The organism is Burkholderia sp. GW821-FHT14F03, from assembly GCF_058803765.1.
The window spans coordinates 1-14,125 of record NZ_JBXAPG010000068.1 but is presented as its reverse complement, the minus strand read 5'-3'; the positions used below and the strand labels follow the sequence as shown (position 1 = coordinate 14,125).

10 protein-coding genes are annotated in these 14,125 nt (G+C 69.2%); 5 read left to right on the top strand and 5 right to left on the bottom strand.

Annotation, left to right across the window (positions count from 1 at the left end; all coding sequences use genetic code 11):
- Positions 1-81: 81 nt before the first annotated feature.
- The 3 genes from AC1RQF_RS30510 (at position 82) to AC1RQF_RS30500 (ending at position 2,704) form a co-directional block, all read left to right on the top strand.
- A complete protein-coding gene (locus AC1RQF_RS30510) occupies positions 82-1,146 on the top strand; it encodes a glycosyltransferase family 4 protein (protein ID WP_274002119.1) in 1,065 nt (354 codons plus the stop codon).
- Between the two features lie 220 nt (positions 1,147-1,366).
- The gene (locus AC1RQF_RS30505) at positions 1,367-2,206 is read left to right on the top strand and encodes a hypothetical protein (RefSeq protein ID WP_492873798.1); all 840 of its coding nucleotides are present in this window, start codon (positions 1,367-1,369) and stop codon (positions 2,204-2,206) included.
- Between the two features lie 33 nt (positions 2,207-2,239).
- The gene (locus AC1RQF_RS30500) at positions 2,240-2,704 is read left to right on the top strand and encodes a DUF2214 family protein (protein WP_492873796.1); all 465 of its coding nucleotides are present in this window, start codon (positions 2,240-2,242) and stop codon (positions 2,702-2,704) included.
- Positions 2,705-3,068: 364 nt separating this feature from the next.
- Here the strand turns inward: AC1RQF_RS30500 and AC1RQF_RS30495 are convergent, their stop codons facing one another.
- The 4 genes from AC1RQF_RS30495 to pdxY form a co-directional block, all read right to left on the bottom strand.
- The gene (locus AC1RQF_RS30495; RefSeq protein ID WP_492873794.1) at positions 3,069-4,649 is read right to left on the bottom strand and encodes a methyl-accepting chemotaxis protein; all 1,581 of its coding nucleotides are present in this window, start codon (positions 4,647-4,649) and stop codon (positions 3,069-3,071) included.
- Positions 4,650-5,064: 415 nt separating this feature from the next.
- Positions 5,065-6,237, bottom strand: coding sequence for an NAD(P)/FAD-dependent oxidoreductase (locus tag AC1RQF_RS30490; protein ID WP_274002128.1), 1,173 nt, complete (start codon positions 6,235-6,237; stop codon positions 5,065-5,067).
- Between the two features lie 206 nt (positions 6,238-6,443).
- On the bottom strand, positions 6,444-8,540 hold the full coding sequence (locus AC1RQF_RS30485; RefSeq protein ID WP_492873792.1) for a phosphocholine-specific phospholipase C: 2,097 nt from the start codon (positions 8,538-8,540) through the stop codon (positions 6,444-6,446).
- A 394-nt stretch (positions 8,541-8,934) separates the two neighbouring features.
- Entirely contained in the window at positions 8,935-9,798 is an 864-nt protein-coding gene (gene pdxY, locus AC1RQF_RS30480) for a pyridoxal kinase PdxY (protein ID WP_274002132.1), read from the bottom strand.
- A 183-nt stretch (positions 9,799-9,981) separates the two neighbouring features.
- On the opposite strand from pdxY, the gene AC1RQF_RS30475 reads away from it, so the two are divergent.
- The gene (locus AC1RQF_RS30475; RefSeq protein ID WP_274002133.1) at positions 9,982-11,082 is read left to right on the top strand and encodes an alpha/beta fold hydrolase; all 1,101 of its coding nucleotides are present in this window, start codon (positions 9,982-9,984) and stop codon (positions 11,080-11,082) included.
- Between the two features lie 23 nt (positions 11,083-11,105).
- Here the strand turns inward: AC1RQF_RS30475 and AC1RQF_RS30470 are convergent, their stop codons facing one another.
- Positions 11,106-12,107, bottom strand: coding sequence for an LLM class flavin-dependent oxidoreductase (locus tag AC1RQF_RS30470; protein WP_274002134.1), 1,002 nt, complete (start codon positions 12,105-12,107; stop codon positions 11,106-11,108).
- A 650-nt stretch (positions 12,108-12,757) separates the two neighbouring features.
- Here AC1RQF_RS30470 and hpnI point away from each other — a divergent pair.
- Positions 12,758-13,939 carry a bacteriohopanetetrol glucosamine biosynthesis glycosyltransferase HpnI gene (gene hpnI / locus AC1RQF_RS30465; RefSeq protein ID WP_274002136.1) on the top strand — a complete coding sequence of 394 codons (1,182 nt, stop codon included), beginning with the start codon at positions 12,758-12,760 and terminating at the stop codon, positions 13,937-13,939.
- The last annotated feature ends 186 nt before the right edge of the window (positions 13,940-14,125 follow it).

Sequence of the window (14,125 nt, the reverse complement as noted above, 5' to 3'; positions counted from 1 at the left end):
GACGTTCGCACGACGCAACCGGTCGGGCAGGGCGCTCAACCCACAGCTGCATTTTTTGCCGATTTTTTAGGAGTTACGCACATGCGAATCGCTCAAATCGCTCCATTGCACGAAGCGGTTCCCCCGAAGTTGTACGGTGGCACCGAACGCGTGGTGTCCTACCTGACCGAAGCGCTGGTCGAGGCGGGCCATGACGTCACGTTGTTCGCGAGCGGCGATTCGCAAACGTCGGCGAAGCTCGAGGCCGTGTGGCCGCAGGCGCTGCGCCTCGACCCGACGATCCGCGACGTGATGGCGCCGCACATGCTGCTGCTCGAGCAGGTGCGTCGTCGCGCGGACGAGTTCGACGTGCTGCACTTCCACATCGACTACTACCCGTTCCCGCTGTTCTCGCGCCAGCCGGTGCCGCACCTGACGACGCTGCACGGCCGCCTCGACCTGCCGGAACTGCAGCCGATCTTCAACACCTTCAGCGACGTGCCGGTCGTGTCGATCTCCGACAACCAGCGCATGCCGCTGCAACAGGCGAACTGGCTGTCGACCGTCTATCACGGCCTGCCGGAAAACCTGCTGAAGCCGCTGCCGGACGTGAAACCGAGCTACCTCGCGTTCCTCGGCCGGATTTCGCCGGAGAAGCGCGTCGACACGGCGATCCGCATCGCCGCGCAGGCCGGCATGCCGATCAAGATCGCGGCCAAGCTCGACAAGGCCGATCGCGCCTACTACGAAGAGCAGATCAAGCCGCTGTTCGCGCTGCCGCACGTCGAATACATCGGCGAGATCAGCGAATCCGAGAAGGCCGAGTTCCTCGGCAACGCGCACGCGCTGCTGTTCCCGATCGACTGGCCGGAGCCGTTCGGCCTGGTGATGATCGAGGCGATGGCATGCGGCACGCCGGTGATCGCGTTCAAGCGCGGCTCGGTGCCTGAAGTGATCGACAACGGCGTCTCGGGCTTCGTCGTCGAGGACGAGCTGTCGGCCGTGGCGGCCGTCAAGCGTCTGCATACGCTGCCGCGCGAGCAAGTGCGCGCAGCCTTCGAAGCGCGCTTCTCGTCGAAGGTGATGGCGCAGAACTACGTCAAGGGCTACGAAGAACTGCTGCGCCGGAAGCGCCGCACGGTCCTGCGCGAAGTCAACGCCGGCTAAGCCGCCGCGCCTCGCGCGCCACGACGCCCCGCACGGGTTGCCCGTGCGGGGCGTCGTGCATTTCACGGCCGGGATCTGTTGTATCCGCGCCGCGCGGGGCCGGGCGCAGCGCCGCAAACCCGTGATTTATAACGTAGATTCATCTGCGATACCGGTAATGTCCCTATAATGGCCGTGCCTTGAAATCCGGCCCCGGCCGACCGTCGACAGGAGAGCAGTTTTGACGAGAACGAAAACCACGCGCGCGAACCCGGCCCCCGGCGCCGGCGTGATCTTCGCGCTGCGCGCCGTCGGTCTCGTGCTGCTCGCGCGCTGGTTGTTCTCGATGTCCCTGATGGGCTATCGCGCATCGCTGTCGGCGATGGCGTCGTCGCCGTGGGCCTGCATCAACGTGGTCCTGATCTTCCTGCTGCTCGTGCTGCCCGGCGCGCAGGCGCGCGCCGAGCGGCCGTTGCATCCGCTGCCGCAATGGCTGCGCCAGGCGCTGCGGTTCTTCGCGCTGCTTGGTTTCGTGTTCGCGGTCTGGTCGGTCGGCGCCTTTGCCTGGGCGGTCGGCTGGCGGCGCGCGCTGCACGCGGTGACGGCCACCAACGGCTGGCTGGTCGCCGCGCCGGCGCTGTACGCGGCGGTGATCTGGGTGTGCCGGCCGCGGCCGCTGTGGCGGACCAACATCGCCGCGCGCCGCTTCGCGATCGGCCGCTACGCGGTGTCCCTCGATGTGCTGACCCGCACCGTGATCGTCTGGATGGAAAGCCGCAAGGTGGGCCAGTATGATGCGCGCGAGTTGTCGGTGCGCTGGCCGGCCGGCGCTGCGCCGCAGGCGGACGGGGCCGGCGCCGATGCGTCGGGCGCCGATGCGTCGGGCGCCGATGCGTCGGCGGCCGCCGTCGCGCCTGCGCCGCGGCCCAGGCCGTGGGCGCGGCCGAAGCTCGAATTGCTGTGGGATTCGCCCGCGGCGGTCGGGCACAACCGCCAGATCGTGATGCGCGCGCCGCTGGTGACCGAGGGCGACCGGGTTGCCGCACGGGCGCTCGACACATCCCTCAAGCAGGTAACCTGAACGGCGCGGGCTCGCCCGCCGGGAGACGCTCCGATGATGATCCGATGGTTGCTGGCGGCCGTGCATCTGAGCGCGTTCGGCTTCGCGCTGGTCGGCATCGCGGGACGCAATCGCGCGCTGAGGCGTGTGGCGGCGGATCCGCAGCCCGGTGAGCTGGGCGCGGTGTTCCGCAGCGACGCGATGTGGGGCCTGGCGGCCCTGGTGCTGATCGCGACGGGCCTTGTACGCGCGTTCGGCGGCTTCGAGAAGGGCGTCGTCTACTATTTGCACGAACCGCTGTTCCATCTGAAGATGGGCGCGGTCGTGCTGATCCTGCTGCTCGAACTGATGCCGATGATCGGCCTGATCCGCTGGCGCATCGCGCTGCGCAAGCATGCCGCGCCGGCGCTGGGCGCGGCGCGCGGCTACGCGCGGATCGGCCATTTGCAGGCGGTGTTGATGATCGTCATCGTGTTCGCCGCCTCCGGCATGGCGCGCGGCATCGGGCTGCCGGGGTAGGCGCGAGGCGCGCCGATTCGACGGGGCGATCCGACGCGGAGTAGGCGGGAACGGGGATCTGGTTGCGATTGGATCTATCGCTCAGCGTCTCGGGCTCCGCGCCCAGGGCTCCGCGCCCAAGGCTCCGCGCCCAGGGCTCCGCGCCCAGGGCTCCGCGCCCAAGGCTCCGCGCCCAAGGCTCCGGGCCCAAGGCTCCGCGCCCAAGGCTCCGCGCCCAAGGCTCCGCGCCCAAGGCTCCGCGCCCAAGGCTCCGCGCCCAAGGCTCCACGCCCAGGGCTCCGTACCCAAGGTCTCCCACCCAAGGCCCGCAGCGCATCGCACGCCGCCCACGCTCCCTACTGACGTGCAATGTCCGCCGGGGCGCTCAGCCCGCCGTTTCCACGAGGCTGAACGACGCGACCGCATGACCCAGTTGCCGCCCCTGCGATTCGAGCGACTGCGACGCGGCCGTCGCCTGCTCGACGAGCGCCGCGTTCTGTTGCGTCACCGCGTCCATCTGCGTGAGCGCCACGCTGACCTGTTCGATGCCGCGCCGCTGCTGCTCCGACGCGGTCGCGATCTCGGCCATGATCGTGGTCACGCGCGCGACGGCCTCGGTGACGTCGTTCATGGTCCGGCCGGCGTCGCCCGCGATGGTCGCGCCGTTGCGGATCCGCTCCACCGAATTGGCGATCAGCTCCTTGATTTCCTTCGCGGCGCTCGACGAGCGCTGCGCGAGCGAACGCACCTCGCCCGCGACCACCGCGAAGCCGCGCCCCTCGTCGCCGGCGCGCGCCGCTTCGACCGCCGCATTGAGCGCGAGGATGTTGGTCTGGAACGCGATGCCCTCGATCAGGCCGGTAATCTCTGCGATCCGGCTCGCGCCGTCGCTGATGTCGCCCATCGCCGCGAGCACCTGATCGACCGCTTCGTGGCCGTTGCGCGCGACGTCGGACGCCTGCGTGGCGAGTGCGCTCGCCTGTTGCGCGTGCTCGGCGTTCTGCCTGACCGTCGAGGTCAGCTCCTCCATGCTCGCCGCGGTCTGTTGCAGCGAGGCCGCCTGTTCCTCGGTGCGCGACGACAGGTCGAGGTTGCCCGCCGCAATTTCCTCCGAGCCGTTGCGGATGTGGTCCGCCGCGTCGCGCACCTGGCCGATCAGGCCGACGAGGCTCAGCTGCATCGCGCCCATCGACGCCAGCACGCTGCCCTCGGCCGCTGCGTCGGCGCCCGCGATCGGCCGCAGGTCGCCGTCGGCCACGCGGCGGGTCGCCGCGCTCAGCGCGGCCGGTTCCGCGCCGAGTTCGCGCAGCAGGCTGCGCGTGATCAACCAGCCGGCCAGCAGCGCCGCGCCGAACCCGAGCGCGCAACCCGCGAGCAGCACGAGGCGCTGGATCCGCAGCGCCTCGGCCGCCGCGCTCACCACCTGTTCGCCGCGCCGCCGCGTGTAGTCGGAGTAGTCGTTGGTGGCCTTCACGAGCGCGGCGAGCAGCGGCCGGCATTGGTCGTTCATCTTGGCGATCGCGGCCTCGCGCTGTCCCGCCAGCGCCAGCTCGACGATCGCGAGGGCGACCGGGCCGTAGTCGGCCTCGACGCGCGCGATCGCCGCCGCGCGGGCGCGCGCTTCGTCGTCGAGATCCGTCGCCTGCGCGAGCTTCGCGTTCAAGCGTTGCAGGTCGCGCTGCACCTCGGCGTGCGCGCGCGTGACGGCGGCCTTCTCCAGCGCGAGGTCGTCCGGCCGCGTCACGAGCACCAGGTTGCGCGCCGCGATCGCGCGCTCGTCCACCGCGTTGCGGATTTCCTGCGCGAGCGCCGCGCGCGCGGCGACGCCGTCGACGTAGTCGGCAAAGCGGCGGTTGGCCGCGGTGAGCGCGCCGGCCGCGGCCAGCGCGAGCACCGCGAGAATCGTGATCAGGGCCGCGAAGGCCGTGGTGAGACGGGCGCGGACGGACAGGTGTCGAAGTTTCATGAGGCGGGTTCCTCGAGGCTCGGGTGAACGGGTTCGGCGACGTTCGATGGGCAGGGAACGAGCTGCTGAAAGGCCGCGCGCCGCGGGGCGCGCCGTCGGTCTGTCGCATCGGGACGGCACAGTGCTGCGGATTGCTGTCTCCGGACGGGTTTTCGGCTGCGCCGATTCTTTCTGAATACTGAAAATTGTTAGCGAACGTTAAATTGACGGCGGGAGGCGCGAAAGAGAGGGGGAGTGGCCTGAATGGGGCCCGATGCGGCGGAGAGGATGGGAGATGGGGAGGGATCGCCGCGCAAGCGGCGGGTCGGGGCCTGTCTCTTCTCCACATCTCCGAGCCCACGAGACATACTTGTTCCTCTAGTGGGGGGGCCCCCGCAAAAGCGGCGGGTCGGGGCGACCCGCCGCTTGCGCGGCGTCAAACGACGTTGTGTTCGACGATCGGCCGGCCGGCGAGCACGCGTTCGAAACCGAGCGCGGACAGGTCGAGCGAGGTGAAGCGGCCGTGCAGGATCAGCTCGGCGACGCCGCGTCCGGTCGCCGGGCCTTGTTGCAGGCCGTGGCCGGAGAAGCCGTTCGCGAACACGCAATTGTCGAGGTCGGGGTGGCGGCCGATGATCGCGTTGTGATCGAACACGTTGTACTCGTAATAGCCGGACCAACTGCGCACCACGCGCAGCGCCTCGAACTGCGGCACGCGATGCGCGAGCGTCGGCCAGATCACGTCGTCGAACAGCGTGTGGTCGACTTCGTCGAGCGGCAGGTCGTCCGCGTCGCGCGCGGGCGACGGCGAGGCGCCGCACAGGAACGATGCGCCCTCGGGTCGGAAGTACACGCCGTTCGGATCGATCACGAGCGGGCAGCGCGGCAGCACGGCCGGCGAGGTCACGTTGAAGATGCTGCGGCGGCGCGCGTAGACCGGCAGCTCGATGCCGAGCAGCTGTGCGATCGGACGCGCCCACGCGCCCGCCGCGTTGACCATCACGTCGCAGTCGTGCGCGCCGCCGCCGGCGGTCAGCACCCGGGTCACGCGCCGGCCGTCGCGCCGCACGCCCGTCACGTCGGCGGCCGCGTAGCGTGCGCCGAGCGCGCGCGCCTTGCGGCGCAGCGCCTGCACGAGCCCGTAGCCGTCGAACCAGCCTTCGCCGCTTTCGCCGTGCGTGCCGGCGGCGAGATCGTCGGTATTGAGCCACGGGAAGGCGTCGTGCAGCGGCGCGCGCGGCAGGTAGCGGATCTGTGCGCCGAGCGCGGTCTGCAAGGCGTGGTTCGCGCGCAGCGTCGCTTCGCCCGCGGGCGAAGCGAGGAACAGGTAGCCGCCTTCGTGCAGGTCGACCGAGGGCCGTTCGCCGTCGACCGCGAGCCGTTCGCCGAGCGTGCGCAGGAAATCGATGCCGTACAGCGACATCTGCACCGACAGGGGCGTCGAGAACTGCTGGCGGATCGAGGCGGCCGACAGTGCCGACGAGGCGCGCGCATAGGTCGGGTCGCGCTCGATCACGGTGACCTCGACGCCGGGATCGGCGTCGCGCAGGAAATAGGCGACGGCGCTGCCGATGACGCCGCCGCCGACGATGACGACTTTCGAATGCAAGGGCTTGTCTCCGTATCCAGGGGCGGCGCCGGGCGAGTGCCGGCGGACGCTGTTGCGTATCGGACTGGTTTTATATGGAACCAATTTACGCACGCCCCGGTACGGTCGTCTTGACGATACGCCTCGCTTTTCATGCGGATTTCCGCACAGCCGGCGAGGCGGCGGCGCGCGGCGCGGCCCCTGGCGGGCCGCGCCGCGCGCATCCGTCAGACGGTGGCGATCAGCGGATCGCTCATGCTCGGGCGGCCCGTCTCGACGTGGCCCGCGAAGCGGCGCAGGAAGCCGAGCGGCGTGCCGTCGCTGACGCTCAGGTCATACCAGCCGTGGCTGCGGCGCAGGTCCCAGTAGTCGTCGAGGCGTTCGCCCGGCTGCAGCGTGTAGACGCGCGCCGCGCCGCTGCCGTAGGCATTGGCGACGGTCAGCTTGATCGGCGCGTGGCCGCGGTTCGACAGGCGCAGCGTGATGTTGCCGTTCGCGACGTCGTAGCCGTAGATCACCTCGGGCGCCGCGCTGCGCGCGAGGCCGGCCGCGGTGCTGCCGCGGAACTGGCACAGGAAGCCGTTCGGGCCGTGCACGGTCAGGTCGTAGACGCTCAGCGTGAACGCGGCGCTCCAGGCGTCGGACACGCGCCTGCCGGCCTCGACCGTGTAGGCCCACGGGCCGTCGATCCGGTTGCCCGAACGCACCTGGAACGCGGCGCCCGCGCGGCCGGTGTTCGCGAACGTGAGCTTGAACTTGCCGGACGCACGCTCGATGCGGCCGTGCACGAACAGCTCGTACGGCAGCGCGCGCGCCGGCCGCAGGCCCGCCTCCTGCTTCGGCACCGACTGCACGAGCGGCGGCAGCGGGATGTAGCTCGGATGCGTGTTGCGGTCGGGCGGCGCGTAGCCGCTCGTGTCGGGCAGTTGCGGCCAGCTGTCGTCGGGGCTCGCGAAATTGAACGCGGCGGTCAGGTTGCCGCACACCGCGCGTCGCCACGGCGACACGTTGCCCGCGGGGATCGCGTACTGGTGGCCGAAGCGCGCCTCGATGAACTGCAGCAGCGAGGTGTGATCGAAGGTCTGCGAGCACAGCCAGCCGCCCTTGGTCCACGGCGACACCACCAGCATCGGCACGCGCGGCCCGAGGCCGTAGGGGCCGGCCATGTGGGTCGCGTCGCCGGGGAAGATCTCGTTGGTGGTCGCGACGGTCGACAGGCCGTTGTCGCGCGATTGCGGCGCGAACGGCGGCGGCACGTGGTCGAAGAAGCCGTCGTTCTCGTCGTAGGTGATGAAGAGCGCGGTCTTGCTCCACACCTCCGGGTTCGAGGTCAGCGCCTTCAGCACCTGCTCGACATACCACGCGCCGTAGTTCGCCGGCCAGTTCGGGTGCTCCGAATACGCTTCCGGCGCGCAGATCCACGACACCTGCGGCAGCGTGCCGTTCGTCACGTCCTGCTGCAGCACGTCGAACAGCGTGCCGCCCGCGCTGATGTTGGTGCCGGTGCGGGCCTTCTGGTAGAGCGGGCTGCCGGGCTGCGCGTTGCGATACTGGTTGAAGTAGAGCAGCGAGTTGTCGCCGTAGTTGCCGATGTACGGGTTCGAGGTCCAGCCCCACGAGCCCGCCGCGTTCAGACCGGTGCCGACGTCCTGGTAGATCTTCCACGACACGCCGGCCGCTTCCAGCACTTCCGGATAGGTGGTCCAGCCGTAGCCCGCTTCCTCGTTGCCGAGCACCGGGCCGCCGCCCACGCCGTCGTTGCCGACGTAGCCGGTCCACATGTAGTAGCGGTTCGGGTCGGTCGAGCTGGGGATCGAGCAGTGATACGCGTCGCAGATCGTGAACGCATCGGCCAGCTGATAGTGGAACGGGATGTCGTTGCGCTGCAGGTAGGCCATCGTCGTGGTGCCCTTGTTCGGCACCCACTGGTCGTAGCGGCCGTGGTTCCAGGCCGCGTGCATGTCCTGCCAGCCGTGCGGCAGGTCCTGCAGGAACTGCATGCCGAGATTGTCCGCGGTCGGGTGGAACGGCAGCACCTCGCCGAGCCCGCCCGGCTGATGGAACACTGACTGGCCCGACGGCAGCGTGAGCGGACGCGGATCGCCGAAACCGCGCACGCCGCGCAGCGTGCCGAAGTAGTGGTCGAACGAACGGTTCTCCTGCATCAGGATCACGATGTGCTCGATGTCGCGGATCGTGCCGGTGCGGCGGTTCGCCGGAATGGCGAGCGCGTCGCGAATGACCGGGGGAAACAGGTTGAGCGCGGCGGCGCCGGCGGTGCCGGCAGCGAGGCGCAGAAAGTCGCGGCGATTCTTGGTCGTCATGTGAGCTTTCCAGTGCGGGGAGAGTGGGCGGCTGCCCCTGTAGCAGCCGGGGAAACGAAGGGCGGCGCGCGGGTGCGTGAACGGTGCGGACGCCGGGCGCCGTCCGATGCCGCCGCGAGGATATCGGGGAAACAGTGTCATTCATATGAAGGGGGCCCGAATGCCGCCTCAAGCTTTCGGAAGCCTAACGAAGTGTGCGGAGCATCGCGGCGGGTGTCGCGCGGGCGGGGCGTCGCGAAGAAGGCGCGCGGCCCGATAGTCCGGCGATCTGGTTGTGTCCGCAACCGGATGGCGGAGCGTCGCGGGGCGGCGGGTATCTGCCCGGCCGTCGCGACGCCGCGCGCGGACGAAAAAAAACCACGCGTCGCGTGGCGTCGCATCGCGGCGCGGTCGCTCACTCGACGTCGGACACCCAGGCGCCGAACCATTCGCTCGGCCGCGCGATCTCGTCCTGCGCGGCGACGAGTTCCAGCTCGTAGCGGCGTGCATCGTAGGTGGCCTTGACGACCGCGTGGACCGCGGCGAGCGTGTGTTCGAACGCCGCCCGCACGGTGTCGCCGCGCAGCCGGCGCGCGACGAACACCGCGCTCGTCAGGTCGCCGACGCCGACCGGGTGGCGCGGAAACGCATAGAGCGGGCGCTGCCCGATCCACGCCTCGGTTTCGGTCACGGCGAGCATGTTGAAACGGTCGGCGGGACTATTGCGGTCGTGCAGGTGCTTGACGAGGATGATGCGCGGGCCGCGCCGGATGATCGCGCGGCACGCCTCGATCGCCTCGGCGACGGTTTCGATGCGGCGCCCGGCGAGCTTCTGCAGCTCGCCGTGATTGGGCGCCATGCCGTCGGCCAGCTCGGGCAATTCGTTGACGATGAATTCCTCGACGCCGGGCTCGGGGCGCACGCCGCCCGTCTGGCCCATCGCGGGATCGCAGAAGTACCATGCATTCGGGTTCATCGACTTGACGACGCGCACGATGTCCACCGCCGCGCGCGCCTGCGCGGGCGAACCCAGAAAGCCCGACAGGATGGCGTCGCAGCGCTTGAGCGCGCCGATCGCCGCGATGCCGTCGACGAGCTGCTCCATCTTCGCGGCGTCGATCGCGCTGCCGGCCCAGTGGCCGTATTGCATGTGATTGGACAATTGCACCGTGTTGAGCGGCCAGACATTGACGCCCAGCCGCTGCATCGGGAATACGGCGGCGCTGTTACCCGCGTGGCCGTATATGACATGCGACTGAATGCTGAGGACGTTTTTCATGATGGAGTTCGCCTGCACGCGGTTCAGGGTCTTTTGAACGATACAGGAGTTTCCGCGATTCGCGGAAACATCCGGTAATAGAGCGTTGCGGCGTCGTCAGGCAACGGAAAGTAAAATGACGGCCAATTCTGACGCGTGATGGCGCGCCCCGCGCCGGCCTCTTTTTCCGACTTCATATCGACGATGCCTGCTATCTCCAACCTGTGGTTCAGGCGGTTCGGCGCCGCGCTTGCCGCCGCGGCCTCCCTGTCCTGCGCCGCCGCGCCGCCCGGAACCGCGAGCGCGCCGACGGCCAGCGCGCCCGCCGTTCCGGACGGCCCGGCGTACGGCGCGGAGCTGGAAGGGTTCGCGTATCCGGGCACGGTGCGCCACTACGCGTTCACGTCGCAGCGCGAGACGCTGCAGATGGCGTATCTCGACGTGCGTCCCGAGCATCCGAACGGCCGCACGGTCGTGCTGCTGCACGGCAAGAACTTCTGCGCGGGCACCTGGGAGGCGACGATCGACGTGCTCGAGAAAGCGGGCTATCGCGTGATCGCACCCGACCAGATCGGCTTTTGCAAGTCGTCGAAGCCCGAGCGTTATCAGTACAGCTTCCAGCAGCTCGCGCATAACACGCACGCGCTGCTCGAATCGATCGGCGTGAAGGAGGCGACGATCGTCGGCCATTCGACGGGCGGGATGCTCGCGGTGCGCTACGCGCTCATGTATCCGAAGGCGACCCAGCAGCTCGTGCTGGTCAATCCGATCGGGCTCGAGGACTGGAAGGCGCTCGGCGTGCCGCCGCTGTCGGTCGACTACTGGTATGCGCGCGAGTTGAAGACCACGGCGGACGGCATCCGCCGCTACGAGCAGGGCACCTACTACGCGGGCGAGTGGTCGCCGGCGTTCGAGCGCTGGGTGCAGATGCTGGCGGGCATGTACCGCGGCCCGGGGCGTGAAGCCGTGGCGTGGAATTCCGCGCTGATCTACGACATGATCCTCACGCAGCCGGTGGTCTACGAGCTCGGCGCGCTGCGCACGCCGACGCTGTTGTTGATCGGCGACAAGGATACGACCGCGATCGGCAAGGACGTTTCACCGCCCGACGTGCATGCGAAACTCGGCCACTACCCCGAGCTGGCGAAACGCGCGCAACTGGCGATCCCCGGCGCGACCCTCGTCGAATTCCCCGCGCTCGGCCACGCGCCGCAGATCCAGGATCCCGCCACCTTCCACAAGGCGCTGCTCGACGGGCTCGCGGCGCTGAAACCCGTCACCACCGCGGCCCGCGCGCGCGACTGAGCTTCGCGCGCGGTCGCGCCGGCCTAGGCGGCCGGGGCGGCGGCCAGTTCGTCGCGCACTTGCGCGGTGATTTCGTAGGAGCGCAGACGTGCCGCGTGATCGTAGATCTGCGCGGCGACGATCAATTCGTCCGCACCGGTCTGCGCGATCAGCTGCTTCAGACGCTCGCGCACCGTGTCGCGCGAGCCGATCGCCGCGAATGACAGCGCGTGCGCGACATTCGCGCGTTCCAGTTCGTTCGCGTCGAGCATGTCGACGGGCGGCGGCAGCTGGCCCGGCGTGCCGCGCCGCAGGTTCAGGAACTGCTGCTGCAGCGACGTGAACAGCCGGCGCGCCTCGGCGTCGGTTTCGGCGGCGAACACATTGATTCCCACCATCGCATACGGTTTCGGCCAGGCCGCCGACGGGCGGTACTGCGCGCGATACAGCTCGAGCGCGCGCAGCAGGTAGTCCGGCGCGAAATGCGACGCGAACGCGAACGGCAGGCCGAGCATCGCGGCCAGCTGCGCGCTGAACAGGCTCGACCCGAGCAGCCAGACCGGCACGTCCAGCCCCGCGCCCGGCACCGCGCGCACGCGCTGGCCCTCGACCGGCGTCGCGAAATAGCGCTGAAGCTCGACCACGTCGTCGGGGAAGCTGTCGGCGCTGCCGGCGAGATCGCGCCGCAGCGCGCGCGCCGTGGTCTGGTCGGTGCCGGGCGCGCGGCCCAGCCCGAGGTCGATGCGGCCCGGATACAGCGATGCGAGCGTGCCGAACTGTTCGGCGATCACGAGCGGCGCGTGGTTCGGCAGCATGATGCCGCCGGACCCGACCCGGATCGTGCGCGTGCCGCCCGCGACATGGCCGATCACGACCGAGGTGGCCGCGCTCGCGATGCCGGGCATGTTGTGGTGCTCGGCCAGCCAGTAACGCCGATAGCCCCAGCGCTCGGCGTGCTGCGCGAGGTCGAGGGTATGGCGGAAGGCCTGGGCGGCGTCGGTGCCGGCGGGAATCGGAGCGAGATCGAGTACGGAAAACGGAATCATCGGGCGGATCCGGAAGTGGGGCGGAAGGGCAAGTCGCGCGAGGTCGTTTGATGCGTGCGCGCAACAGTTGCCGACGATTGTGCCAAAGCGTTCCGCATCGCGCAGGCGCCGCCGGGATACCCCTGCGAGCGACAGGGACGGACGGCGCGACAAAATGGCGCGCGCAACGATTCTGGAGATTGTTTGGCGCGCCGTTTTAATGATGCGAAATATGACGAAATATCCGGTATTTCGCGGTAACTCTTTCGGCCTATACAAAAAATTACAGAATTGCTTACGTAACCCACAGCAATCGGCCTGCAAACCGCTTACGCTAACAGACGCTATGTTGCGTGAATATGGAGCTCATCTGCGATGATTTCCTGTTTTCGCATCAATCCGTTTCCATCGGACGGCAAGCGTTTCCGGCCGCGCGCTGCTAAAATTCGCGGCCTGTCCATATCGTGCCAACGGATTTTGCTTCCTCGTCCCCGGCTTCCCGCGATGATTGATACCGGGCAGCCCGCAGGATGCCGACAGTGTGCCCGCCCGTTGCGCGGCGCATGCTGTCCGCTGGCTATAAGAGGAGTCGGGAACTTGCCCGAAATCGTCCCTGCCACATCGTCGCCGCCACGTTGCACCTGCCGTCCCGGCATCGGGAGGCGCGGCGCATGACGGTCCCGGTTTCCATCGTCGAGTGGGTGCTGCTGGCGTTGACCGCCGCCGCCTGCGGCTATGCGCTGTTCGCGGCGTTCGCGCCGGCGCCGCGCACGCCGCGCACGGCCGCGCGCGACGGCTATGCGAGCGTCAGCGTGCTCAAGCCGCTGTGCGGCGCGGAGCCGCATCTGTACGAGAATCTCGCGAGCTTCTGCGAGCAGCGCCATCCGCGCTACCAGGTGCTGTTCGGCGTCGCGTCGGCGGCCGACCCCGCGGTGGCGGTGGTCCGGCGCCTGCAGGCCGACTATCCGGAGTGCGACATCGAGCTGGTGATCGATGCGCGCGTGTATGGCAAGAACCTGAAGGTCAGCAACCTGATCAACCTCGCAGAACGGGCGAAGCACGACCGGATCGTGATCGCCGACAGCGACATCGCGGTCGAGCCCGACTACCTGACGCGCGTGACCGCGCCGCTCGCGGATGCGTCGGTCGGCGTCGTGACGTGTCTGTATCATGCGCGCAGCGTGGGTGGCTTCTGGACCCGGATCGGCGCGCAATTCGTCGACGCCTGGTTCGCGCCGTCGGTGCGCATCACGCATCTCGGCGGGTCGAGCCGCTTCGGTTTCGGCGCGACGCTCGCGCTCACGCGCGACACGCTCGACCGGATCGGCGGCCTCAAGGCGCTCAAGGACGAGCTGGCCGACGACTACTGGCTGGCCGAACTGCCGCGCCAGTTCGGGCGGCGCACCGTGCTGTCCGAAGTGAATGTCGCGACCGACGTGGCCGAGCCGTCGTTCGTGCCGCTGTGGCTGCGCGAGACGCGTTGGCTGCGCACGATCCGCTCGTTGAATCCGGCGGGTTTTGCCTTCCTGTTCATCACGTTCACCGCGCCGTGGCTCGCGCTCGGCGCGCTGCTCGCCTGGCGCTGGGACGGCTCGCTTCTCGGCATCGCGACGGCGGCGCTGGTCGCGGCGGGCGCATTCGGGCGGCTCACGCTGCACGCGCGCGGCGCGGCGAATGCGCGCGCGTTCTGGCGCGACCTGCCGCTGATACCGGTGCGCGACACGCTGCTCACGCTCGAGTGGCTGGCGGCCGCATTCGGCACCCAGGTCGTGTGGCGCGGCGCGCGCATGACCGTGGTGGGCGGCGAGGCGCGCACGATGATCGAGGGCGCCGACGCGCGCCGCACGCCCTGATGGGAAGCGCGGGCGCCCGCGAGGCGGCCCGCGCGATGTTATTGATCCATTGCATTCAACTGAATCGAATCTATGCAGGCTACCGGAGCATTCATGAAAACGCTGTTCTTGCAGGCCCCTTCGTATGACGGCTTCGACGGCGGAGCGGGCTCCCGCTACCAGGCCAAGCGCGAAATCCGTTCCTTC